The sequence below is a fragment of the Streptomyces sp. NPDC040405 genome (genome assembly GCF_055595765.1).
The window spans coordinates 260,779-285,577 of the sequence record NZ_JBVIVI010000010.1 but is presented as its reverse complement, the minus strand read 5'-3'; the positions used below and the strand labels follow the sequence as shown (position 1 = coordinate 285,577).

Here is a 24,799-nt window from a genome sequence, read left to right as displayed (position 1 = left end):
CGGCCTCACCGCACATGGCGGCGGGCCTGGAGGGCCACCCCCAGAGCGAGCACCGTCTGGGGGTCCTCCAGGTCCGTGCCGAGCAGCCGGGCGATCCGGGCCAGCCGGTCGTACAGCGTCTGGCGGTTGAGGTGCAGCGCGCGGGCCGTCTCCGCCTTGCGGCCCGCGTGCCGCAGATAGACCTCCAGCGTCGGCACCAGCGGTGGACGGGCGGCACGGTCATGGGCGAGCAGCGGGCCGATCACCCGGTCGACAAAGGCGGCCAGATCCCCGTGCTCACGCAGTCGCCACAGCAATAGGTCGACATCGAGGCTGCGTACGTCGTACCAGTCCCGGTCCGCCAGCCCGTGCGCCGCGTGCGCCGCCTCCGCCGCGTGCCGCAGCTCGCCGCCGACCGCGTCCCAGCCGGCCGCGAGCCCGGCGATCACCACGGGCGGATGCGCCCCGGCGGGACGGTCGGGCCAGGCCCGCGCCACGCCCGCCCGCAGGGCCGCCGCGACGCGCATGGCCACCGCGCCGCGGTCCGCCGCGGTCCGCAGGCCCACCAGCACCGGCACCCGGCCCTCCGGCAGCCGTACGCCCAGCAGCACCGGCACGCCCACCGCCGCCAGCTCCTCCCGCAGCGCGTGCGCCAGCGCCGCCCAGCTCTCCGCGCCGCCGCCACCGGTGGCCCCGCTCAGCGGATGGGGATCCTCCGCGAGCCGCATCACCATCGGCAGCAGCGGGCCGTCGCCGGACGGCCGGAAGCCCAGCACCCGCGCCTGCGCGGGCGCGTCCGACGGTTCGACGCGCCCCTCCGCGAGATCGGTGAGGAAGTCGCCCCGGCCGCGCGCCGTCAGTTCCTCCTCCTGACGCGCCCGCAGCAGCACCACCGCCAGCAGATCCGCGGTCCGCTCGGCGGCGATGCGGTGCACCGGGGCGAGCGGCGCGGCCACCGGCAGCACGGTCAGCCGGGCCCGTACCGCGCCGGGGCCCTGGCCGCCGCCCGGCACATCGGCCAGCACGCTGCCAGTGGGAAGCCCTGCCGGAAGTCCCGTGGGAAGCCCCGCCGACGGCTCGGGCGGCCGCCGGTCCGCGTGGCGGGCCCGCAGCCCCTCCCACGCCTGCAGCGGATCGGTGCCGCCGGGGCGTACGCCCGCGGGCCCGGCCGCGAACAGCAGCCGTCCGTCGGGCGTCTCCAGGAACACCGGGTTGCCCGCGAACTCCGCGAAGTTCCGCAGGATCTCCGGCACCCCGCCGCCCCGCAGCAGCACCTCGGTGCCCTGGCGGTGGACGACGTCGGCCTGCTGCAGCAGGGCGTAGTGCTCGTTGACGATCTCGGTGTGGATCTCCTCGGTGACCGCCACGAACGGCACCTCGCGATGCAGCTGCACCAGCGGCAGCCCGCACGAGCGCGCCGCGTCGACGACCGCCACCGGGAGCGTACGGAACCGCGGCCCCAGCTCCACCACCAGCGCCGCGATCCCGCGCTCGGCCAGCCGCCGGACGAACGCCCGCTGCTCGGCGGGGCGCGGCCCGACGCCGAGACCGGTGGTCAGCAGCAGTTCACCGCCCTTGAGGAGGGCCGCGATGTTCGGCGCCTCGCCCGCGTGCACCCAGCGCACCGGGCGGTCCAGCAGGTCGCCCCCGGTCACCACCTCGGGGAGGCCACGGCGCAGGGCGGGCAGATCCAGCGCCCGCGCCACGGTGATCGTTCCTTGCGTATCCATCCGGTCCCGGCGCTCCGCGAGCCGCCGCGTCAGCCGCCGTACGCGCCGGAGGCGGTCAGGCGCAGGGCGGTGTCGATCAGGGGGACATGGCTGAACGCCTGCGGGAAGTTGCCCACCTGGCGCTGGAGGCGCGGGTCCCACTCCTCGGCCAGCAGGCCCAGGTCGTTGCGGAGGCCGAGCAGCTTCTCGAAGAGCCTGCGGGCCTCGTCCACCCGGCCGATCATCGCCAGGTCGTCGGCGAGCCAGAACGAGCAGGCCAGGAAGGCGCCTTCGTCGCCCTCCAGACCGTCCACGCCCGCGTCCTCGCCCGCGGTCGGGTAGCGCATCACGAAGCCGTCGGAGGTGGACAGCTCGCGCTGGATCGCCTCGATGGTGCCGATGACCCGCTTGTCGTCCGGCGGCAGGAAGCCCATCTGCGGGATGAGCAGCAGCGAGGCGTCCAGCTCCTTGGAGCCGTAGGACTGGGTGAAGGTGTTGCGCTCGGCGTCGTAGCCCTTCTCGCACACGTCCCGGTGGATCTCGTCGCGCAGATCCCGCCAGCGGTCCAACGGGCCGTCCACGTCGCCCGATTCGATGAGCTTGACGGTGCGGTCGACGGCGACCCAGGCCATCACCTTGGAGTGCACGAAGTGGCGGCGCGGGCCGCGCACCTCCCAGATGCCCTCGTCGGGCTCGTCCCAGTGCTCCTCCAGGTAGCGGATCAGCTTGAGCTGGAGCACGCTCGCGTAGTCGTTGCGGGCCAGGCCCGTCATGTGGGCGAGGTGCAGGGCCTCGGTGACCTCGCCGTAGACGTCCAGCTGGAGCTGACCGGCCGCGCCGTTGCCGACCCGGACCGGCTGGGAGCCCTCGTAGCCGGGGAGCCAGGTCAGCTCGGCCTCGGACAGCTCGCGCTCACCCGCGATGCCGTACATGATCTGCAGGTTCTCCGGGTCGCCCGCGACCGCGCGCAGCAGCCATTCGCGCCAGGCGCGCGCCTCCTCGCGGTAGCCGGTGCGCAGCAGGGAGGACAGGGTGATCGCGGCGTCCCGCAGCCAGGTGAAGCGGTAGTCCCAGTTCCGTACGCCGCCGATCTCCTCGGGCAGCGAGGTGGTGGGCGCCGCGACGATGCCGCCGGTGGGGGCGTAGGTGAGCGCCTTGAGGGTGATCAGCGAGCGGACGACCGCGTCCCGGTAGGGGCCGTGGTACGTGCAGTGCTCGACCCACTCCCGCCAGAAGTCCTCGGTCGCCTCCAGCGCGGTCTCCGGCTCGGGCAGGGCGGGCGGCTCCTTGTGCGAGGGCTGCCAGCTGATGGTGAAGGCGATCCGGTCGCCGGGGGCCACGGTGAAGTCGGCGTAGGTGGTGAGGTCCTTGCCGAAGGTGTCGACCTCGGTGTCCAGCCACACCGAGTCGGGACCGGCGACGGCGACCGTCCGCGAGTCCACCTTGTGCACCCACGGCACGACCCAGCCGTACGAGAAGCGCATCCGCAGCGCGGAGCGCATCGGCACCCGGCCGCTGACCCCCTCGACGATCCGCACCAGCTGCGGGGCGCCGTCCCGCGGCGGCATGAAGTCGATCACGCGGACGGTGCCGCGCGGGGTGTCCCACTCCGACTCCAGTACCAGCGAGTCGCCCCGGTAGCGGCGGCGGTCGGCGGCCGGGGGCGCGCTGCCGGTGGCGTGGGCGGGGCCCAGCCGCCAGAAGCCGTGCTCCTCGGTGCCCAGGAGACCCGCGAAGACGGCATGGGAGTCGAAACGCGGCAGGCACAGCCAGTCCACCGTCCCGTCCTTACAGACGAGGGCGGCGGTCTGCATATCACCGATGAGTGCGTAGTCCTCGATACGCCCGGCCACGTGCTTCCCCATTCGAACGGCCGTATGCCCCTGCGGGCGTGCTTACGGTCTCCGGAAATATTGGACGAGCTCTAGTTCCGGGGGCGAGCTGGTGGTGCCGTGCCGGGGCTCGTAGCGTTTCGTCCGAGCAGGATACGACGGAGGACAGTGAACCGCTTGAGCCCCGTCCATATCGTGGTTCGCGTCACGACGGCGATCGGCTGCCCGGATCACGGATGGCTGTCCGACGGTGCCGGGCGGTCGCGTACGGGCGGTGGCTGTGGCGATACGCGAGGTGACGCGAGGTGCGGGCGATACGCGTTGTTGTCATGACAGCGTACGGTGCGGCGGAGGTCCGGCGGGGGGTGTCGCGCGGACGGCCGCCAGCGGCCGCCCCGGGGCACTGTTACCCTGGTAGCCCGTGGAGCGGCGGGCACAAACCCCCCGAACCTCAGCGACGGCACCCCCGCGAAAGCGGGGCCGCTGCCGGACCGCACCCTCACGACGCGACCACGGGAGCCCCCTTTTGGCCATTGCCGCTAAGCCCATGACGACCAAGCACCTCTTCGTCACCGGGGGTGTCGCTTCCTCACTCGGCAAGGGCCTGACCGCCTCCAGCCTCGGTGCGCTGCTCAAAGCGCGGGGTCTGCGGGTCACCATGCAGAAGCTCGACCCGTATCTGAACGTCGACCCGGGCACGATGAACCCGTTCCAGCACGGTGAGGTGTTCGTCACGAACGACGGCGCCGAGACCGACCTGGACATCGGCCACTACGAGCGATTCCTCGACGTCGACCTCGACGGCTCCGCCAACGTCACCACTGGCCAGGTCTACTCCAGCGTGATCGCCAAGGAGCGGCGCGGTGAGTACCTGGGCGACACCGTGCAGGTCATTCCGCACATCACCAACGAGATCAAGCACCGCATCCGGCGCATGGCCACCGATGACGTGGACGTCGTCATCACCGAGGTCGGCGGGACCGTCGGCGACATCGAGTCGCTGCCCTTCCTGGAGGCCGTCCGCCAGGTCCGCCACGAGGTCGGCCGGGACAACGTCTTCGTGGTGCACATCTCCCTGCTGCCGTACATCGGCCCGTCCGGCGAGCTGAAGACCAAGCCCACCCAGCACTCGGTCGCCGCCCTGCGCAACATCGGTATCCAGCCGGACGCCATCGTGCTGCGCGCCGACCGCGAGGTCCCCACCTCCATCAAGCGCAAGATCTCGCTGATGTGCGACGTGGACGACGCCGCGGTGGTGGCCGCCATCGACGCCAAGTCGATCTACGACATCCCGAAGGTGCTGCACTCCGAGGGGCTGGACGCCTATGTCGTCCGCAAGCTGGACCTGCCCTTCCGCGATGTGGACTGGACCCAGTGGGACGACCTGCTGAAGCGGGTCCACCAGCCCGACCACGAGGTCACGGTCGCGCTCGTCGGCAAGTACATCGACCTGCCCGACGCCTATCTGTCCGTCACCGAGGCGCTGCGCGCGGGCGGGTTCGCCAACAACGCCCGAGTGAAGATCAAGTGGGTCACGTCCGACGACTGCAAGACGGCCGCCGGTGCCCGGCAGCAGCTGTCGGACTGCGACGCGGTCTGCATCCCCGGCGGCTTCGGCGACCGCGGCGTCATCGGCAAGGTCGGCGCGATCACCTACGCCCGCGAGAACAAGATCCCGCTGCTGGGTCTCTGTCTCGGCCTCCAGTGCATCGTCATCGAGGCCGCGCGGAACCTGGCGGGCATCGACGGCGCCAACTCCACCGAGTTCGAACCGGCCGCCACCGACCCGGTGATCTCCACCATGGCCGAGCAGCTGGACATCGTCGCGGGCGACGGCGACATGGGCGGCACGATGCGGCTGGGCATGTACCCGGCCAAGCTCGCCGAGGGCTCGATCGTCCGCGAGGTCTACGACGACCAGCCGTACGTCGAGGAGCGCCACCGCCACCGCTACGAGGTCAACAACTCCTACCGCGGTGAGCTGGAGAAGAAGGCCGGGCTCGTCTTCTCGGGCACCTCCCCCGACAACAAGCTGGTCGAGTACGTCGAGTTCCCGCGCGAGGTCCACCCCTACCTCGTCGGCACCCAGGCCCACCCCGAGCTGCGCTCCCGGCCGACCCGCCCGCACCCGCTCTTCGCGGGTCTGGTGAAGGCGGCAGTCGAGCGACAGACCGCTGGTCACGGGCGGCCCGCGGGCGCCTGACCGATACGGTTGGCCCCGGGGGCGCGGGCGTTTCGTGAACGGCCCGCCGCCCCCGGCCAACCGCACGCCGAAAGGACGCTGAGGCACAGCAATGGGCATCCAGGACACCCCCGAGGAGTGGCGGACCGTCGCCACCGCCACGCCGTTCACCGGCAACAAGACGAGCGTGCGCACCGACGAGGTCGTCATGCCCGACGGCACGACGGTCACCCGCGACTACCAGGTCCACCCCGGCTCCGTCGCCGTCCTGGCCCTCGACGACAGCGGCCGCGTCATCGTGCTGCGCCAGTACCGCCACCCGGTCCGCCACCGCCTCTGGGAGATCCCGGCCGGTCTCCTCGACATCCCCGGCGAGAACCCCCTGCACGCCGCGCAGCGCGAGCTGTACGAGGAGGCGCACGTCAAGGCCGAGGACTGGCGCGTGCTGACGGACGTCTACACCACGCCCGGCGGCTGCGACGAGGCCGTACGGGTCTTCCTCGCCCGGGAGATCTCCGCGGCGGACGGCGAGCGCTACGAGGTCTCCGAGGAGGAGGCCGACATGGAGCTGGCCCGCGTGCCGCTGGACGAGCTGGTGCGCGGTGTGCTGGCCGGTGACCTGCACAACAACTGCCTCGCGGTGGGCGTCCTGGCCCTCCACGCCGCGCTGGCGGGCGACGGCGTGGACACCCTCCGCCCAGCCGACGCCCCCTGGCCCGCCCGCCCGTTCGAGGCGTAGCCGCCGGGGCCGTCGCGGGGGCTCCGCCAGGTGGGCGGGTGCGCGGGCGCTGGGTGGTCGGTGCCGGGGCGGGGTCTCCGGGGCAGGGCCCTGGACCGTCTATTTACGGCGCCGCTGAGGTGAAGCGTGGGGTGAACGTCGGGCGATTGGCGCCACAAATACACGTGGTGTCCAGGACCCCACCCCTGCGACCCCGCCCCTCCCGCCGTCGGCGGCCACCGGTCGGTCGTCGGATCCCAGCGGGGTCCAGGGGCGGAGCCCATGGTTCGGGAAGGGGAGGGGTGGGGGACGGCCCGCCGCAGGCGTATCCATCCTCGGACCATCCGATGGGGTGATTTTCAGCCCGCGTCACCGGCCCGGAGTGCCCGGGACCTGACGCGGAGTGAACTACGCTCATACGAACCCTGACCGCAGCCGCGGCGGGCTCGTATGCGCAGGTGGACGGGAGTGGGGCCCGTGGCGGAGCAGGCGGTCGACACCGACGGGGAGCCCCTGGGTGAACCCGTGGACGGGGATGCGGACGGTGTGCCTCCGGCACGGGGCGCGGCCGACGGCGGGGTGTGGAGCGGCGCGACGCGCGCGGTGCTGTTCGCGGCCGCCGCCACCGTGGGCCGGGGGTTCGCGGGCCGCCGCCGGGAGCTGCTCGCGCTGCGGGCCGACATCGACCGCGCCGGGCTCGACACGATCGCGGGCCGCAAGGCCGCCCGCAGCCGGGTGCTGCTCATCGCGGGGCGCCCCGGCTGGGGCCGTACCGCACTGGCGGAGGAGCTGGCCCGGCGGCTGGCGGACGACTACCCCGGCGGGGTGCTCCAGGCCCGGCTGATGACGTCCGCGGGCGACCCCGTCCCCACCGAGCGCACCGCCCGCGACCTGCTGGTCAGGCTCGGTGTGACCGCCCCGCCCGGCGCGGACGAGGACGAGCTGGGCGAGATGCTCCGGGACGCGCTGACCGGCAAGCGCGTCCTGCTGCTGCTCGACGACGTGGCGGGCGCCGAGCAGGTGGACGCGCTGCTGCCGGACGAACCCGACTGCCTGGTGATCGCGGTCTCGCGGGGCCCGCTGACCGGCGTTCCGGACGTCCGCCCGTGCACCGTCGGCGGGCTGGACGTGAGCGCGGCGGTCGGGCTGCTGGCGCAGTACGCCGGGCCCACCCGGATCACCTGCGATCCGGTGGCCGCGCAGAGCCTGGTCGAGGAGTGCGCCGGGCAGCCCGCGGCGCTCGTGCTGGTCGGCGGCTGGCTCGCCGCCCGGCCCAAGGACTCGGTGTCCGACGTCATCGAGCGGCTGCGCGAACTGCCGCCGACCGACGGGGACGTGGACCGCGGCGCCCGCCCGCTGGCCCGCGCCTTCCGGCTGGCGTACGGCTCGCTGCCCCCGGCCGCCGCCCGGATGCTGCGGCTGCTGGCGCTCGCACCGGCCGGTTCGGCCGACGCGCACACCGCGTCCGCGCTGGCCGGATGCTCGGTGGCGGACGGCCGGGCGGCGCTGGAGGGCTTCGCCGGGTACGGGATGCTGCGGCCGCGCGAGGTGGGCCGGTACGAGCTGCCCGGCTGCCTCGACCCGCTGCTGCGCGAGCTGCTGGAGGCGACGGAGCGACCGGCGGAGGTGGAGCTGGCCCGGGCGCGGATGCTGGAGCGCACCGTACGGCAGCTGCACGCCTGCCGCCTGGCCGCCGAGCCGCCGGGCACCCCGGCCCGCGAGAAGCTGAAGGCGCTGCCGGGGTCGCTGCGGTTTCCGTCGGCGAAGGCGGCGGGGGAGTGGCTGGAGGGCCGGTTGCCCGCGCTGGTCGAGGCCGCCCGGATGGCCGTCGAGGTCGGTGAGGTCGACACCCTGGCCCGGCGGCTGGTGGCCGCGCTCACCCACGCGCTGACCGCGCACCGGGGCGCCGAGGGCGCGGCGCCCGAACTGTACGGGCTCCACCAGCTGGTGCTGGACGTGGCCCGGCGCCGCGATCTGCCGGTGGAGCGGGCGGCGGCGCTGCTGAACCTGGGCGATCTGGACGCGGGCGCCGGCCGGGTCGACAAGGCGCTCGCCCGCTACAAGGGCGCGCTGGAGGCGGCCCGCGCGGCGGGCGATCCGTACACGACCGGGCGGGCGCTGGAGTCCATCGGCGGGACGTACCAGGAGCTGGAGGACTGGAGCCGGGCCGCCGACTGGTACGGCCGGGCCCTGGAACTGCGGCTGAGCCGCCGTGACCTGGCCGCCGAGGCCCGGCTGTACGCCCGTCTCGGCACCGTCCGCGGCTACGCGGGCCGCTGGGGCGAGGCGCTGCGCGACTGGCGGGCCGCCGCGGCCGCCTGCCGCCGGGCCGGGGATCTGGAGGGGTACGCGCGGGCGCTGAGCGGCACGGCGAAGGCCCAGGAGAAGACGGGACGGTCGAAGGAGGCGCTGCGTACCTGGTCGGAGGCGGCCGCGGCGGCGCGGCGGGCGGACGAGTGGTCCAGGTCTCAGCGCGGTGAGGGCGCATGACGCCGGGGGGCCTCGAACCCCGGGACTGAGGGGAGATCGCGAGTCGACCTACGAAATCAGTGGTGGTCTCGCGAAAGATTGAAGCAATGCAAGGCTAGACAGCGAGACGTCCTTCATTACACTGGCTGTACCCGCGATCGCTGCGGTAGCTTTCGGCGTACGGACATATTCCGTTTTGCCGGTGTGTGGCCGGTTCCAGCTGGTCTCGGGCCAGTTGTGGCCGGTCAAGCCCTTAGTCCCCCCATATCAAGGACCGTGATCGACGTGAAGGTCGGTATCCCCCGCGAGGTCAAGAACAACGAGTTCCGTGTGGCCATCACCCCCGCCGGTGTGCACGAGCTGGTACGCAACGGCCACGAGGTCTTCGTGGAGCAGAGCGCCGGTCTGGGCTCCTCCATCACCGACGAGGAGTACGTCGCCGCCGGTGCCGCCATCCTCGCCACCGCCGACGAGGTCTGGGCCATCGCCGACCTGCTGCTGAAGGTCAAGGAGCCGATCGCGGAGGAGTATCACCGGCTGCGCAAGGACCAGACGCTCTTCACCTACCTCCACCTCGCCGCGTCCCGCGCCTGCACCGACGCGCTGCTGGAGTCCGGCACCACCGCCATCGCGTACGAGACCGTCGAGGCCCCGAACCGCACGCTGCCGCTGCTCGCCCCGATGTCCGAGGTCGCGGGCCGGATCGCGCCCCAGGTCGGCGCGTACCACCTGATGCGCTCGGCCGGTGGCCGCGGCGCGCTGCCCGGCGGCGTGCCCGGCGTGGCCGCCGCCCGCGCGGTCGTCATCGGCGGCGGCGTCTCCGGCTGGAACGCCGCGCAGATCGCCATCGGCATGGGCTTCCACGTGACCCTGCTCGACAAGGACATCAACAAGCTGCGCGAGGCCGACCGGATCTTCGGCAACCGCGTGCAGACGATCGCCTCCAACGCCTACGAGCTGGAGAAGGCGGTCCTCGAGGCCGACCTCGTCATCGGCGCGGTGCTCATCCCCGGCGCCAAGGCGCCCAAGCTCGTCACCAACGAGCTGGTGTCCCGCATGAAGCCGGGAAGTGTCCTTGTCGACATCGCGATCGACCAGGGCGGTTGCTTCGAGGACTCCCGTCCCACCACCCACGCCGAGCCGACCTTCGTGGTGCACAACTCGGTCTTCTACTGCGTCGCCAACATGCCGGGCGCGGTGCCCAGCACCTCCACCCACGCGCTCACCAACGCCACGCTCCCGTACATCGTCGAGCTGGCCAACCGCGGCTGGCGGGACGCGGTGCGCCGGGACGCCGCGCTGGCCAAGGGGCTCAACACCCATGAGGGCGAGGTCGTCTACGGGCCGGTCGCCGAGGCCCACGGACTGCCCTCCGTCGAACTGGCCTCGCTCATCGGCTGAGGCCGCGCAGCCGGTCAACTCCGGGCGACGGCAGGTCAACGCGAGCCGTCAACATCAGGTCAACACCGAGCATCCGGCCGGGTCTTGTCGAGGGGCAGGACCCGGCCGCGGGTGTGTCCGGTACGCCCCGGATCAGGGCCGACTCGGGCTTCGGCCAACTCGCCCTGAATGTAACTATCCAGACGCTTTGGGGGGTGGTGAAATCTCCGCAGCGCCGCCCATACGCCCTTGACATCGGGGTGTTCGATTGCCGACACATCGTGCCGTGTCCGGTGGATTGTGTTGCTGCGGACCGCCGACACGCCATAGAGTCGCCAACCGTCGGCATGGTGTCACGCTGACCTATCGAGAAATTTCCTGGTCACCAAGGAGGTAGGACGACTTGTGAATGAGTCGACATTTTCTCCCGGGGGTGGTCAACCAGGACCGGCTGCGCGGGGCCAGGGCCCCTCGGGGCTCGAGGCTGTCGGCTCCGTCGCTGTCCGTACCTTCGCAACCCACCAGAGCGTGACGAGCATGACGACAGCCCACCAGAGCCACAGCATGGACGGCCATCACGTGAACGCCATGGCCGGCGACAAGGGGGGCAACGAACCCGCCCGCTTCGCCGACTACGACGACCTGCCCGACGGGCACTTCTACGACCCGGACGCCGAGTACGAGCCCGATCCCGAATACGCGGCCACCCTCGCCCCCGACGCGGCCCGCCAGCGGCGCGAGCGCATCGGCCCCACCGGTCGGCCGCTGCCGTACTTCCCGATCCCGGGACCGCTGACCGACCACGGCCCCGCGAAGATCATCGCGATGTGCAACCAAAAGGGCGGCGTCGGCAAGACCACCTCGACCATCAACCTGGGCGCGGCCCTCGCCGAATACGGACGCCGGGTCCTGCTCGTCGACTTCGACCCGCAGGGCGCGCTGTCGGTCGGCCTCGGGGTCAACCCCATGGAGCTGGACCTCACCGTCTACAACCTGCTCATGGAGCGGGGCATGTCGGCCGACGAGGTGTTGCTGAAGACGGCCGTGCCCAATATGGACCTGCTGCCCAGCAATATCGACTTGTCGGCCGCCGAGGTGCAGCTCGTCAGCGAGGTGGCCCGCGAGTCCACCCTCCAGCGGGCGCTCAAGCCGCTGATGGCGGACTACGACTACATCGTCATCGACTGCCAGCCGTCGCTCGGCCTGCTCACCGTCAACGCGCTCACCGCGGCGCACAAGGTGATCGTGCCGCTGGAGTGCGAGTTCTTCGCGCTGCGCGGTGTGGCGTTGCTCACGGAGACCATCGAGAAGGTCCAGGAGCGGCTCAACCCCGACCTGGAGCTCGACGGCATTCTCGCCACCATGTACGACTCGCGCACCGTGCACAGCCGTGAGGTCCTCGCCCGTGTGGTCGAGGCGTTCGACAATCACGTCTACCACACGGTGATCGGCCGTACGGTCCGCTTCCCGGAGACCACGGTCGCCGGTGAGCCGATCACCACGTACGCGTCCAACTCCGTCGGTGCCGCCGCCTATCGCCAGCTCGCCAGGGAGGTGCTCGCCCGGTGTCACGCCGAGTGAGTCTGCCGGGAGCCGACGAACTGTTCCGCACCACGGGAGGGATGGGGCTCCAGTCCTCCTCGCCCGCGGCCGGCCGCCGCCAGGCGAACGGCGAGGCCCCCCGGGTGCCCGCCCCCGCCTCCGAGCCCGACCCGGGCGGCGGCGAGGCGGCACCGGGCGGCGCACCGGCCGAGGGCGGCGAGCAGTCCGGCGCGGCCGAGCACACGGGCCGTGAGACGACTCCCCAGGACGCGGGCGGCGGACGCCCCGCCGCGGCGACCGCGGCCGGGCCCGGGGCCGGTGAGCGGTCCGCCAAGGGCCGCCAGGCGTCCGACGGCACGGCCCCGCCCGCCCAGGGCGGCCCCGCCCGCCGCCGCTCCCGCGCGGCCAACCGGCGCCCCAGCGGGCGCGAGCGCCACGACGAGAAGATCACGGTCTATGTCTCCGCCGAGGAGCTGATGGACCTCGAACACGCGCGGCTGGTGCTGCGGGGCGAACACGGACTCGCGGTCGACCGCGGCCGGATCGTCCGCGAGGCCGTCGCGGTCGTCCTCGCCGATCTGGAGTCGCGCGGCGACGCGAGCATTCTGGTGCGCCGCCTGCGCGGCCGCTGACCGGGCCGGGCGATAGCCTGCCCCGATCGCGGGCTGACCGCCCGGCCCTGAGCACCCTGGACCGCGATGCCGACACACGACCCGCACGACCCGCCGTCCCGCCGCCGCCCCCTGGGCCGAGGCCCCGGCGCGCCCCCGCCCGCCGCGCGGCCCGCACCCGAGGCCGCCCCAGCGGCGGCCGAGGAGGCTCGGGACGCGGTCGCGGCGGCCCCGGCCGCGCCGAGCGGCCCCGAGGAGCCCGCCGAGCCCGCGCATGAGCGGGCTGAGGGCCGGGACGACGGCGACGCCGACGTACGGCCCCCGTCCGCCGCACAGGACCACGGAGGCCCCGCGGGACCCCCGCCCGAGGACGGCGAGCGCGCCGAGGACGGGGAAGCGGCCGCGGACGGCAGCGGCGTCTTCACCGTCCGGCTCGACAACTTCGAGGGGCCCTTCGACCTGCTCCTCCAGCTGATCTCCAAGCACAAGATGGACGTCACCGAGGTCGCCCTCTCCAAGGTCACCGACGAGTTCATGGCGCACATCCGGGCTATGGGGCCGGACTGGGACCTCGACCAGACCACCGAGTTCCTCGTGGTCGCGGCGACCCTGCTCGACCTCAAGGCGGCCCGGCTGCTGCCCGCCGCCGAGGTGGAGGACGAGGCGGATCTGGCGCTGCTGGAGGCCCGGGACCTGCTGTTCGCGCGGCTGCTCCAGTACCGCGCGTACAAGCGGATCGCGGACATCTTCAACGACCGGCTGATCGAGGAGGCCCGCCGCTACCCCCGTACCGTGGGGCTGGAGCCGCACCACGCCGATCTGCTGCCCGACGTCGTCATCCGCGTCGGCCCGGAGGGGTTCGCACAGCTGGCCGTCAAGGCGATGCAGGCCAAGCCCAAGCCGCAGGTGTACGTCGACCACATCCACGCCCCGCTGGTGAGCGTCCGGCAGCAGGCGGAGGTGGTCGTGGGGCGGCTGCGGGAGCTGGGGGAGGCCAGCTTCGCCACGCTCACCGCGGACGCCCCGGATGTGCTCACCGTCGTGGCCCGCTTTCTGGCGCTGCTGGAGCTGTACCGGGAGCGCGCGGTCCTGCTCGACCAGCCGGAGGCGCTGGGGGCGCTCATGGTGCGCTGGTCGGGCGCGGAGGACGGGCAGCGGCCGCTGGTCACCGACGAGTTCGACCAGGAGTCCCGGCCCAAGGACGAGAAAGCACAGGCACAGGAGGTACGGACGTGAGCGAGCCGACAACCGCGGCCGAGCCGGAGCTCTCGGAGGTCGCGGCGCTCGACCTCAGGCCCGCGCTGGAGGCCGTCCTCATGGTCGTCGACGAACCCGCCACCGAGGAGCACCTCGCCAAGGTGCTGGACCGCCCGCGCCGCGTGGTCGCGGGGGCGCTGCGGGAGCTGGCGGACGAGTACACGGCGCAGGGCCGCGGCTTCGAGCTGCGGCTGGTCGCGGGCGGCTGGCGGTACTACACCCGGCCCGCGTACGCCGCAGCCGTCGAGGGCTTCGTCCTGGACGGCCAGCACGCCCGTCTCACCCAGGCCGCTTTGGAAACCCTCGCGGTGGTCGCGTACCGTCAGCCGGTCAGCCGTTCCCGCGTCTCCGCCGTCCGCGGCGTGAACTGCGATGGCGTGATGCGCACCCTCCTGCAGCGCGGACTGGTGGAGGAGGCGGGCACGGAACCCGAAACAGGTGCGATCCTGTACAGGACGACGAACTACTTCCTGGAGCGGATGGGCCTGCGCGGCCTGGACGAGCTTCCGGAGCTGGCACCCTTCCTCCCCGAGGTGGACGCGGTCGAGGGCGAGTCCCAGGAGGGCGTGCCGTCGTTCGACCCGGACGCACCGGACACAGACGTAACACCCGTAGACGCAGACGACAGCAGCCACTCTCAGACGGAAACTTGATGCGAAGCAGCGGCAGGAACAGCAGGGGCAGCGGTAGCGGCGGCAGCAGCGGCGGCAAGGGCGGCAGCGGCGGCAAGAACTACCGGGGGGCCGGGAACGGGCGCGACGACAAGCCGAAGCGCACCGGTCGCCCCCGCCCCGAGGAGCGCCGTTACGACGCGGGCGCCCCGAAGCAGAGCGGCGGCGGCCCCCGGGGCGGTGCCACGGGCAGCGGCGCCCCCAAGGGCGTCGGCGGCCGCGGCCGGAAGCCCAACGCCCCGGCCCGCCCGCGCGAGTACGAGGCGCAGATAGAGGAGCGGAACCGGGCCCGCCACAACAAGCCGCAGACCAAGCTGCCCAAGACCTTCGGCGAGCAGGACGGCGAGCGGCTGCAGAAGGTCCTGGCCCGCGCGGGCATGGGCTCGCGCCGGTCCTGCGAGGACCTGATCGACCAGGCCCGCGTCGAGGTCAACGGCAAGATCGTCACGGAGCAGGGGCTGCGCGTCGACCCGGAGAAGGACGAGATCAAGGTCGACGGGCTGACCGTCGCGACCCAGTCGTACCTGTTCTTCGCGCTGAACAAGCCCGCCGGTGTGGTCTCCACCATGGAGGACCCGGACGGCCGCCAGTGCCTGGGCGACTACGTCACCAACCGCGAGACCCGGCTCTTCCACGTCGGCCGCCTCGACACCGAGACCGAGGGCATCATCCTGCTCACCAACCACGGCGAGCTGGCCCACCGCCTCACCCACCCCCGCTACGGCGTCAAGAAGCACTACCTCGCCGCCATCCAGGGCCCGCTGCCGCGCGACCTCGGCAAGCAGCTCAAGAACGGCATCGAGCTGGAGGACGGCTACGCCCGCGCGGACCACTTCAGGGTGGTCCAGAACACCGGCAAGAACTACCTCGTCGAGGTCAGCCTGCACGAGGGCCGCAAGCACATCGTCCGCCGCATGCTCGCCGAGGCCGGTTTCCCGGTCGAGAAGCTGGTCCGCACCGCCTTCGGCCCCATCGCCCTCGGCGACCAGAAGTCCGGCTGGCTCCGCCGCCTCACCAACACCGAGGTCGGCATGCTGATGCGCGAGGTCGACCTCTGACCGCGCCCGCCAAGCGCCCGGCGACCGGCTCCCTGCTCGGACTGGCGCTCGGCGACGCCCTCGGCTTCCCGACCGAGTTCCACGACGTGCCGTCGATCCTCGCCACGCACGGGCCGTGGCGGCGGATGGAGCTGCCGGGGCACCCCGGCACCGCGTACGTCACCGACGACACCCAGATGACCCTGGCGCTCGGCCGCGGACTGCGCACGGCGATGGAGCGCGGCCCGCTCGCACCGCTGCGCTTCGCCCGGCCGGTGCGGGAGGAGTTCGTGGAGTGGTGGCGCTCCCCGGACAACAACCGGGCGCCCGGTGCCACCTGTCTGCGGGCCTGCCAGCTGCTCAGCCAGGAGGAGCGTCCCTGGGCGGAGGCGAGCCAGCTCGGTTCCAAGGGCTGCGGCGCCAATATGCGCGTCGCGCCCCTCGGGCTGGTGCCCGGCCTGACCGGCGACCAGCGGGCGGGGGCCGCACAGCTCCAGTCCGCGCTGACGCACGGGCATCCGACCGCGCTCGCCGCGAGCGAGCTGACGGCGCACGCGGTGTACGTGCTGGCGCGGGGCGCCCGCCCGGCCGAGCTGCCCGGGCTATTGCGCGCGCACGCCGAGGAGAACCGCACCCGCTACCGCGAGGACTGGCTCGGCGACCTCTGGCGGCACTCCCACGACCCCTCGCCCACGACGTTCATGGCGCGTGGCTGGGACGAGTGCCTGGGCGTCCTCGACCGGCTGGACGACGCCCTGCGCGCCCCCGACCCGGAGGCCGATCCGTGCCTGGCCACCGGCGCGGGCTGGATCGCGGAGGAGGCGCTGGCCACCGGGCTGCTGTGCTTCCTGCTCCTCCCCGAGGAGCCGGTGCTCGCCGTGCGCAGGGCCGCCTGCTCCTCCGGCGACTCGGACTCGATCGCCTGCCTCGCCGGCGCCTTCGCCGGCGCGTATCTCGGCGCCGGTGCCTGGCCCGGCGAGTGGACCGGGCGGATCGAGTACCGGGACGAGCTGCTGGCGCTGGGCTCCCTGTGGGACGCGTGAGCGCGTGATGGGCCGGGCTGGTTAGGCTGATCGGGGACAACTGAGGACGCGTACGACACGTGGACACGCGTGAGACGCGGCACAGGCACAGCAGCGCGCAGGGAGCACAGACGTGGCGGTACGAGCGGTCCGCGGGGCGGTACAGCTGGAGCGGGACGAAGCGGGGCACATGCGGGAGCAGGTCTCCGAGCTGCTGACCGCGATCCTGGAGCGCAACAGCCTGGTGCCGGACGACCTGATCAGCGTCTGGTTCACCGCCACGCCCGATCTGCACAGCGACTTCCCCGCGGTGGCCGCGCGCAAGCTCGGGATCAGCGACGTGCCGCTGATCTGCGCGCAGGAGCTGGACATCGCCGGTGCCATGCCGCGGGTCGTCCGGATACTCGCGCATGTCGAGACCGACCTCGCCAAGACCGACGTCGCCCATGTGTACCTCGGCGCCGCGGCGGCCCTCCGCAAGGACATCGCCCAGTGAGAACAGCCCTCGTCATCGGTACCGGACTGATCGGTACCTCCGCCGCGCTCACCCTCGCGGGCCGTGGGATCCACGTCCACCTCGCCGACCACGACGCGGACGCGGCCCGGACCGCGGCGGCGCTCGGGGCCGGGACCCAGGACGAGCCGGACGGGCCCGTGGACCTGGCGATCGTCGCCGTACCGCCCGCCTACGTGGCCCGGACGGTGGCCGATGTGCTGCGCCGGGGCGTGGCCCGGGCCTGTCTGGACGTGGCCAGCGTCAAGGGCGGGCCGCGCCGTGAGCTGGAGGAGCTGGGCTGCGACCTGACCCGGTACATCGGTACGCATCCGATGGCCGGGCGGGAGCGCTCCGGGCCGCTGGCGGCCACCGCGGATCTGTTCGAGGGGCGGCCGTGGGTGCTCACACCCGGCGCCGACACCGACACCGAGGTGCTCAATCTCGCACTGGAACTGGTCGCGCTCTGCCGCGCCGTCCCCGTGGTGATGGACGCCGACGCGCACGACCGGGCCGTGGCGCTCGTCTCGCACACCCCGCATCTGCTCTCCAGCATGGTCGCGGCGCGGCTGCGGGACGCGGACGAGACCGCGGTACGCCTCTGTGGCCAGGGCATCCGCGATGTGACCCGGATCGCGGCCTCCGACCCCGGGATGTGGATCGACATCCTGTCGGCCAACCCCGGCCCGGTCGCCGATGTGCTCGCCGCGGTCGCCTCCGACCTGGACGAGACGGTACGGGCGCTGCGCGCGCTGCAGTCGGCCGACGAGGCCAAGCGCGGCGGGGGAGCAGCCGGTATCGAGGACGTGCTGCGCCGCGGCAACGCCGGGCGTGAGCGGGTGCCGGGCAAGCACGGCGCCGCCTCGGCCGTCTATGAGACCGTGACGGTTCTCATCGGTGACCAGCCGGGCGAGCTGGCCCGGATCTTCGCCGACGCGGGCCGGGCGGGCGTCAACATCGAGGACGTACGGATCGAGCACGCCACCGGCCAGCAGGCGGGCCTGATCCAGCTGATGGTCGAGCCCGCCGCCGCACCCGGCCTGACCAAGGCCCTCCGCGAGCGTGGCTGGTCCATCAGGCAGTGACCTCCGGCGGTGACCGGGAGCCCCGGATGAGCCAGTAACCTTGTCCGGGGCTCTCACCAAGCTCCGTTCAACCCAGCCCCGTGCATACGAAAGGTGTCTGTCACCGTGGAAACCGCCGCCCGGACGGCCCCGGCAGCAGTGATTGTCGCGATCGACGGCCCCGCAGGCACGGGCAAGTCCAGTACTTCCAAGGCGGTCGCGGCCAAGCTCGGCCTCGGCTACCTCGACACCGGCGCCCAGTACCGGGCGATCACCTGGTGGATGGTGCACAACGGCATCGACGTCGAGGACGCCGTCGCCGTGGCCGACGCGGCCCGCAAGCCGGTCATCGTCTCCGGCACCGACCCGTCCGCCCCGACCATCACCGTCGACGGCACCGACGTCTCCGGGCCGATCCGCACCCAGGAGGTCACCTCCCGGGTCAGCGCGGTCAGCGCGGTCCCCGAGGTGCGCCAGGTGATCACCGAGCTGCAGCGGACGATCGCCACCGAGGCGCCGCGCGGCATGGTCGTCGAGGGCCGGGACATCGGCACCACCGTGCTCCCGGACGCCGACCTGAAGGTCTTCCTCACCGCCTCCGCCGAGGCGCGGGCCGCCCGCCGCAGCGGGGAGCTGAAGGGCAAGGAGGCCGTCGACCTGGCCGCCACCCAGGCGGCGCTCGCCAAGCGGGACGCCGCCGACTCGGGCCGCAAGGCGTCGCCGCTGGCGAAGGCCGACGACGCGGTCGAGGTGGACACCACCGACCTCACCCTCGACCAGGTCATCGAGTGCGTGGTCACGCTGGTCGAGGAGAAGCGGGCCGCCGCATGACCGCCACCGAGGGCCCGGCGCTGCCGAGCGCGGCCGGCGCCGTGGTGGGGCGCCGGATCGGCATCGGCCTGATGTACGGGCTGTGGCGGCCGCGGGTGCTGGGCGCGTGGCGGATCCCGTCCGCCGGGCCCGTCATCCTGGCCGGGAACCACTCCCACAACGTCGACGGCCCGATGATCATCGGCACCGCGCCCCGTCCGGTGCACTTCCTGGTCAAGAAGGAGGCGTTCGTCGGTCCTCTGGACCCGTTCATGCGCTCCGTCGGCCAGCTGAAGGTGGACCGGGAGAGCGCCGACCGCACCGCGGTCACCCACGCGCTGGGCCTGCTGGAGCGCGGCTCGGTGCTGGGGATCTTCCCCGAGGGCAGCCGCGGCGAGGGCGACTTCGCGTCGCTGCGCTCGGGGCTCGCGTACTTCGCGGTACGGTCCGGCGCCCCGATCGTGCCGGTGGCCGTGCTCGGCACCGGCGAGCAGCGGCGCGCCGACGGGCGGGCCCGGGCGCTGCCGAGGCTGCGCAGCCGGGTCGACGTGGTCTTCGGCGACCCGTTCCAGGCGGGGGACGGCAGCGGGCGGCGGACCCGGGCGGCGCTGGACGAGGCGACCGTGCTCATCCAGAAGCGACTGGGCGAGCACCTGGGGAGCGCCAGGCGGCTCACGGGCCGCCGTAACGAGACATAGACCCGCGCGCTCAACGGGGCGCGCGGCACTGAGGGACGACGAGGACATCACTTCATGAACGACCAGATCCACAGCGGCGGCGACGAGCACGGAGAGCTGGGCGACGCCGAGTACGCGGAGTTCATGGAGCTCGCCGCGCAGGAGGGCTTCGACCTGGAACAGGTCGAGGGCGATCTCGCCGCGGCGGGGCACGGACCGCTGCCGGTGCTCGCCATCGTCGGCCGCCCGAATGTCGGCAAGTCGACCCTGGTGAACCGGGTCATCGGCCGCCGTGAGGCGGTCGTCGAGGACAAGCCGGGCGTCACCCGCGACCGGGTCACCTACGAGGCCGAGTGGTCGGGACGCCGCTTCAAGGTGGTCGACACCGGCGGCTGGGAACAGGACGTGCTCGGCATCGACGCGTCCGTGGCCGCCCAGGCCGAGTACGCGATCGAGGCCGCCGACGCGGTCGTCTTCGTGGTGGACGCCACGGTCGGCTCGACCGACACCGACGAGGCCGTGGTCAAGCTGCTGCGCCGGGCCGGGAAGCCGGTCGTGCTGTGCGCCAACAAGGTCGACGGCCCGAGCGGCGAGGCGGACGCGGCGATGCTGTGGTCCCTCGGCCTCGGCGAGCCGCACCCGGTCTCCGCCCTGCACGGCCGCGGCACCGGCGACATGCTCGACGCGGTGCTGGAGGCGCTGCCCGAGGCCCCGGCCCAGACCTTCGGGGCCACGGTCGGCGGCCCGCGCCGCATCGCGCTGATCGGCCGCCCGAACGTCGGCAAGTCCTCGCTGCTCAACAAGGTCGCGGGCGAGGAGCGCGTGGTCGTCAACGAGGTCGCGGGCACCACCCGCGACCCGGTCGACGAGCTGATCGAACTCGGCGGGATCACCTGGAAGTTCGTGGACACCGCCGGTATCCGCCGCCGCGTCCACCTCCAGGAGGGCGCCGACTACTACGCCTCGCTGCGCACCGCGGCCGCCGTGGAGAAGGCCGAGGTCGCGGTCATCCTCATCGACACCAGCGAGCCCATCAGCGTCCAGGACCAGCGGATCATCACGATGGCCGTGGAGGCCGGGCGCGCGATGGTCATCGCGTACAACAAGTGGGACACCCTCGACGAGGAGCGCCGCTACTACCTGGAGCGCGAGATCGACACGGAGCTGGGGCAGATCCAGTGGGCGCCACGGGTCAACGTCTCGGCCCGTACCGGCCGCCACATGGAGAAGCTCGTCCCGGCGATCGAGACCGCGCTGGCGGGCTGGGAGACCCGGGTGCCGACCGGGCGGCTGAACTCGTTCCTCGGCGAGATCGTCGCCTCCCACCCGCACCCGATCCGCGGCGGCAAGCAGCCCCGCATCCTGTTCGGCACCCAGGCCGGAACCCGGCCGCCGCGGTTCGTCCTCTTCGCCTCGGGCTTCCTGGAGGCGGGCTACCGCCGCTTCATCGAGCGGCGGCTGCGCGAGGAGTTCGGCTTCGAGGGCACCCCGATCCAGATCTCGGTGCGGGTGCGCGAGAAGCGCGGCCGTAAGAGGTAGCAACCCCTGACGGCCGCGCGGGGCGCCACCCGACGGGTGGCGCTCAGTAGCGCCCGTCGCGCTGGCCGGGCGGCAGGGCGGGCAGGTACGCGCGGTAGTACAGCCCGCCGGTGTCCCAGGCCCCGCCGTGGCCGCCGCTGGTCAGGCCGCGGGGCTGGCCGATGGCGCTGAACGCGACGAACCCCAGATCCTCCTCGTCTGACCGGTCGCCGGGCAGCGCCCGGAACAGCCGCCGGTACTCCGCGTACAGCGCGTCGTAGATCGGCGTCGCGGAGTGCCGCCACGGGTCGGGCGACGCCTCCAGCGCCGGGCGCATGGCCGGGATGTGGGCGTAAGAGGGGGAGCGGTAGGGGAGGTCGTATCCGTGCACGTATGTGCCAACGACCAGGCCGCCCTTGGGATGCGGCATAGGCGGCGAATGGGCCGCATGGGTCAGGCAGCGGCAGCCCGGGACGGGGTGGGCCATTCGGATCAGGTGCCCGCGAGCGGCATCGAGGCGCCGACCAGCGCGCCGCGCGCCGCGGCCCGGTCCAGGGCGGCGCGCAGCTGGTCCTCCCGCGGCTGGGTGCCGATCGTGCCCGCCGCCGCCGCGTACACCAGCACCTGCTGGGAGCGGCCCACCGCGCTGCGCCAGCCCTCGCTGAGCGGCATCGGGCTGTGCGCCTGCCACCAGGCCACCGGGGAGCCGCCGTTCGCCGTCGGCATCAGCACGGCGTGCAGCTGTCCCATGGCGAGCAGCACCGACCAGCCGGGGATGGCCACCGGCGGGCGGCCGAGGTCGACCACCGGCAGGAAGCCCTGCTCGGTGAGGAGCTGCAGGAAGTCGTCGCCGTGCCCGGTCGCGCCGGGCCGGGTGATCGGCCCGGTCGGCTCGACGACCAGCGCCGGGCGCTGCTCCCCGCCCACCAGCACCACCCCGCTGGTGACGCCGAGCACCGCCTGCTGGGGCGGCGGCGGGGCGGCGTAGGGGTAGGCGGCGGGCGCGGGCTGCGCGGGGGGCGGCTCGGCCGCGTACGGCGCGGACTCCTCGGCGGTGATGGAGCGGACCGCACCGGCCAGCTGCTCCTCGGAGACCGGGACGACCTGGGAGGGGACGCAGGTGGCGTGCGCGAACGCGAGCACGGCGGTCTCCTGCCCCACGAACAGCACCGTGCTGGTGCGCTCCTGGTCGGAGTTGCCGGGGGTGCGGCAGGACGTGCAGTCGTAGGCGCCCGGGGCGTTGTCACCGGCGAGCAGCCGGTCGGCTTCTTCGTCGCCGATCTCGGCACGTACGTCATCGCTGACGTCGAGCATGCGCGGCACGGGTGGCTCCTCGGTCTCGGTCCGTGGCCGGGCGGTCCCCGGCTCATACGTAGACAACGGCCATCCACGGCGGGGGTCACGCGCGCTCCGTCCGCCACCCGTCTGATGCGGAAGTTCCCCGGGAAGTTCCCTGAATTGGCTACCGATTTCCTATCTGTTGGGGAACAAGACGGTGATGGAACCCAACCCGACAGCCACTTTCGGTGTCTTACCTCGTGGTAGGCGGACGAGTTACCGCGTCCGCGGGGAAACGGTGGGATACGGGACGGAATGCATATATCATTCCTGATTCACAACGCGTACGGGATCGGCGGGACGATCCGGACCACGTACAACCTCGCCCGCACCCTGGGCGAGCAGCACGACGTGGAGATCGTTTCGGTGTTCCGCCACCGGGATCAGCCGATCTTCGACCCGGGCCCGAACGTGCGGGTCAGCCATCTCGTCGACATCCGCAGGAACAGCCCCGGTTACGAGGGTGACGACCCCGCGTACACGCGGCCCGCGAAGCTCTTCCCGGTCACCGAGGGCCGGTACCAGCAGTACAGCGAGCTCACCGACCGCCGGATCGGCGAGCATCTGCGCGGACTTCAGGCCGATGTGGTGGTCGGCACCCGCCCGGGGCTCAATGTGCACATCGCCCGGGAGGCGCGCCGCGGCCCGGTCCGGATCGGCCAGGAGCATCTGACGCTCAGCACCCACTCCAAGGGGCTGACGCGGACCCTGCGCGGCTTCTACCCCCGGCTGGACGCGGTGACCACCGTGACCGAGGCCGACGCCAAGGACTACCGCGGCCAGATGCGGCTGCCGGGCGTACGGATCGAGTCCGTGCCCAACAGCGTCCCCGCGCCCGGTCTGGAGCCCGCCGACGGCACCGGCAAATGGGTCGTCGCGGCCGGGCGGCTCGCCCCGGTGAAACGGTACGACCTGCTGATACGGGCGTTCGCCAAGGTCAGCGCGGCCCGCCCGGACTGGCGGCTGCGGATCTACGGCGGCGGCGAACAGCGCGCCAAGCTGCGCGCCCTCATCGACAAGCTCGGCCTCTACAACCACGTCTTCCTCATGGGCCCCGCCAACCCGCTGGACCCCGAGTGGGCCAAGGGCTCGATAGCGGCCGTCACCTCCAGCCTGGAGTCGTTCGGCATGACGATCGTGGAGGCGATGCGCTGCGGCCTCCCCGTGGTCGCCACCGACTGCCCGCACGGCCCGGCCGAGATCATCGACAACGGCGTGGACGGCCGTCTCGTCCCCTCCGGCGACGCCGACGCGATCGCCGGGGCGCTGCTGGACCTCATCAACGACGACGAACTGCGGCAGCAGATGGGCCAGGCGGCGCTGAAGGACTCCGCCCGCTTCGATCCGTCCCGGGTGGCCGGCCGCTACGAGGCCCTCTTCGCCGACCTGGCGACGCGCGGCGGGCTGCGCGGCTCGCTGCACCGGGCCCGCGGCTCACTGGTCGGCGGGGCGATGGCGACGACCGAGGCGATGAGAAGGGTGCGAGTGGCATGAGTGCACAGGGGAGCGCGATGGCGAGACCGGCCGAGCGCGTCGAGCCCATCGAGGGGGACAGCATGAGGGAAGCCACCGAGGCCGCCGCGACGCGCGCCGACTGCGTCGCGGACTCCGCCGGTGGACTCACCTTCCACATCTCCGACTGGGCCCGCCCGGAGCCGGGGAGCTACGACAACTGGAACGGGGCGCTGGTCCTGATGCTGCGCGGCGCCGGGCCCGCCGACGACGGCGAGGTCCGGCTGCCGCTGGGCCCCACCGCCGACGGCCGCCTGCAGGCCGCGCTGCCCGGCACCGTCACCCTGCCCGAGGGCCGCTGGGACGTGTTCGTGGCGTACGGGGAGCAGGAGCCGCAGCGGCTCGTCCCCGGTCTGCACGATCTGCGCTCGCTGGTCGACCGCAGGCCCGGCCCCAGCACCTCGCCGCTGTCCGTCCGGATCCCGTACGCCACCAAGCACGGCAACCTCAGCCTGCGCACCTGGCGCCGGGTGCCGCACGCCGAGGCCGGGGAGATCCGGCTGGAGGACGGCGCGATGGCGGTCAGCGGGAAGCTGTACCGGGTGGAGCACCCGGCCGCCTGGCTGGACGGCGCGGTGGCCGAGGCCCGGTTCCGCCGGAACCGGGACCTGGTGTGCACGGCGCCGGTGACGGCGGACGGCGCCGCGTTCTCCTTCACCCTCGACTCCGCGCGGCTCGCGGAGCGCTGGGACGGCGGCGCGGACCTGTGGGACCTGTGGCTGCGTCCGGCGGACGAAGCGACGGCCCCGGTCCGGCTGGCCCGGATTCTGGACGACGTCGCGGACAAGAAGGAGATCTTCACCTACCCGGCGCGGGCGGTCGACGCCCCGCACGGCACCGCCGCGGTCCGCCCGTACTACACCGTCGACAACAACCTGTCGGTGCGGGTCTCCGATCCGGACTGACCCGTCCTGCCCTTGAGGACCTTGAGGACCTTGAGGACCTTGAGGACACACCCCGTCCTCAAGGGCTGGCAGA

21 protein-coding genes are annotated in these 24,799 nt (G+C 72.9%); 17 read left to right on the top strand and 4 right to left on the bottom strand.

What is annotated here, in order from left to right:
* Positions 1-5 precede the first annotated feature (5 nt).
* Together ACZ59A_RS34625 and ACZ59A_RS34620 are read right to left on the bottom strand one after the other, a co-directional pair.
* Positions 6-1,709, bottom strand: a complete 1,704-nt coding sequence (locus ACZ59A_RS34625; RefSeq protein ID WP_470967054.1) for a PucR family transcriptional regulator — start codon at positions 1,707-1,709, stop codon at positions 6-8.
* A gap of 29 nt (positions 1,710-1,738) precedes the next feature.
* Positions 1,739-3,541 carry a glycoside hydrolase family 15 protein gene (locus ACZ59A_RS34620; protein WP_470967113.1) on the bottom strand — a complete coding sequence of 601 codons (1,803 nt, stop codon included), beginning with the start codon at positions 3,539-3,541 and terminating at the stop codon, positions 1,739-1,741.
* A gap of 526 nt (positions 3,542-4,067) precedes the next feature.
* Here ACZ59A_RS34620 and ACZ59A_RS34615 point away from each other — a divergent pair.
* From ACZ59A_RS34615 to der, 15 genes are all read left to right on the top strand, one after another.
* Positions 4,068-5,723 carry a CTP synthase gene (locus ACZ59A_RS34615; RefSeq protein WP_468050395.1) on the top strand — a complete coding sequence of 552 codons (1,656 nt, stop codon included), beginning with the start codon at positions 4,068-4,070 and terminating at the stop codon, positions 5,721-5,723.
* A 91-nt stretch (positions 5,724-5,814) separates the two neighbouring features.
* Positions 5,815-6,441, top strand: coding sequence for an NUDIX domain-containing protein (locus ACZ59A_RS34610; protein WP_470967052.1), 627 nt, complete (start codon positions 5,815-5,817; stop codon positions 6,439-6,441).
* A 456-nt stretch (positions 6,442-6,897) separates the two neighbouring features.
* Entirely contained in the window at positions 6,898-8,910 is a 2,013-nt protein-coding gene (locus ACZ59A_RS34605) for a tetratricopeptide repeat protein (RefSeq protein WP_470967049.1), read from the top strand.
* A 264-nt stretch (positions 8,911-9,174) separates the two neighbouring features.
* Entirely contained in the window at positions 9,175-10,290 is a 1,116-nt protein-coding gene (ald, locus tag ACZ59A_RS34600) for an alanine dehydrogenase (protein WP_468050592.1), read from the top strand.
* Positions 10,291-10,833: 543 nt separating this feature from the next.
* Positions 10,834-11,850, top strand: coding sequence for a ParA family protein (locus ACZ59A_RS34595; RefSeq protein WP_468050593.1), 1,017 nt, complete (start codon positions 10,834-10,836; stop codon positions 11,848-11,850).
* A complete protein-coding gene (locus ACZ59A_RS34590) occupies positions 11,835-12,443 on the top strand; it encodes a hypothetical protein (RefSeq protein WP_470967047.1) in 609 nt (202 codons plus the stop codon). The genes ACZ59A_RS34595 and ACZ59A_RS34590 overlap by 16 nt, the downstream gene beginning before the upstream one ends.
* 66 nt (positions 12,444-12,509) lie before the next feature.
* Positions 12,510-13,658 (top strand): segregation and condensation protein A, encoded by a 1,149-nt coding sequence (locus tag ACZ59A_RS34585; RefSeq protein WP_470967045.1) that lies wholly within the window; start codon positions 12,510-12,512, stop codon positions 13,656-13,658.
* Positions 13,655-14,332: an SMC-Scp complex subunit ScpB gene (scpB, locus tag ACZ59A_RS34580; RefSeq protein ID WP_468050400.1), complete on the top strand. Its 678-nt coding sequence runs from the start codon at positions 13,655-13,657 to the stop codon at positions 14,330-14,332. Before ACZ59A_RS34585 ends, scpB begins: the two co-directional genes overlap by 4 nt.
* Positions 14,332-15,408, top strand: a complete 1,077-nt coding sequence (locus ACZ59A_RS34575) for a pseudouridine synthase (RefSeq protein WP_470967041.1) — start codon at positions 14,332-14,334, stop codon at positions 15,406-15,408. The genes scpB and ACZ59A_RS34575 overlap by 1 nt, the downstream gene beginning before the upstream one ends.
* Positions 15,405-16,430: an ADP-ribosylglycohydrolase family protein gene (locus tag ACZ59A_RS34570; protein ID WP_470967110.1), complete on the top strand. Its 1,026-nt coding sequence runs from the start codon at positions 15,405-15,407 to the stop codon at positions 16,428-16,430. Before ACZ59A_RS34575 ends, ACZ59A_RS34570 begins: the two co-directional genes overlap by 4 nt.
* Before the next feature lie 112 nt (positions 16,431-16,542).
* Complete coding sequence (gene aroH / locus ACZ59A_RS34565; RefSeq protein WP_470967039.1) at positions 16,543-16,905, top strand: chorismate mutase; 363 nt, start codon at positions 16,543-16,545, stop codon at positions 16,903-16,905.
* Complete coding sequence (locus tag ACZ59A_RS34560) at positions 16,902-17,987, top strand: prephenate dehydrogenase (RefSeq protein ID WP_468050402.1); 1,086 nt, start codon at positions 16,902-16,904, stop codon at positions 17,985-17,987. Before aroH ends, ACZ59A_RS34560 begins: the two co-directional genes overlap by 4 nt.
* Before the next feature lie 105 nt (positions 17,988-18,092).
* The gene (gene cmk / locus ACZ59A_RS34555; protein ID WP_470967036.1) at positions 18,093-18,797 is read left to right on the top strand and encodes a (d)CMP kinase; all 705 of its coding nucleotides are present in this window, start codon (positions 18,093-18,095) and stop codon (positions 18,795-18,797) included.
* Entirely contained in the window at positions 18,794-19,474 is a 681-nt protein-coding gene (locus ACZ59A_RS34550) for a lysophospholipid acyltransferase family protein (protein ID WP_470967034.1), read from the top strand. Before cmk ends, ACZ59A_RS34550 begins: the two co-directional genes overlap by 4 nt.
* A gap of 54 nt (positions 19,475-19,528) precedes the next feature.
* A complete protein-coding gene (gene der, locus ACZ59A_RS34545) occupies positions 19,529-20,992 on the top strand; it encodes a ribosome biogenesis GTPase Der (protein ID WP_470967031.1) in 1,464 nt (487 codons plus the stop codon).
* Positions 20,993-21,035: 43 nt separating this feature from the next.
* Here the strand turns inward: der and ACZ59A_RS34540 are convergent, their stop codons facing one another.
* Together ACZ59A_RS34540 and ACZ59A_RS34535 are read right to left on the bottom strand one after the other, a co-directional pair.
* Positions 21,036-21,401 (bottom strand): hypothetical protein, encoded by a 366-nt coding sequence (locus ACZ59A_RS34540; protein ID WP_468050406.1) that lies wholly within the window; start codon positions 21,399-21,401, stop codon positions 21,036-21,038.
* 62 nt (positions 21,402-21,463) lie between these two features.
* A complete protein-coding gene (locus ACZ59A_RS34535; RefSeq protein WP_470967028.1) occupies positions 21,464-22,294 on the bottom strand; it encodes a hypothetical protein in 831 nt (276 codons plus the stop codon).
* A gap of 270 nt (positions 22,295-22,564) precedes the next feature.
* Here ACZ59A_RS34535 and ACZ59A_RS34530 point away from each other — a divergent pair, with 270 nt between their 5' ends.
* Complete coding sequence (locus ACZ59A_RS34530) at positions 22,565-23,803, top strand: glycosyltransferase family 4 protein (protein ID WP_470967025.1); 1,239 nt, start codon at positions 22,565-22,567, stop codon at positions 23,801-23,803.
* Between the two features lie 62 nt (positions 23,804-23,865).
* Complete coding sequence (locus ACZ59A_RS34525; RefSeq protein WP_470967107.1) at positions 23,866-24,726, top strand: hypothetical protein; 861 nt, start codon at positions 23,866-23,868, stop codon at positions 24,724-24,726.
* Positions 24,727-24,799 lie beyond the last annotated feature (73 nt).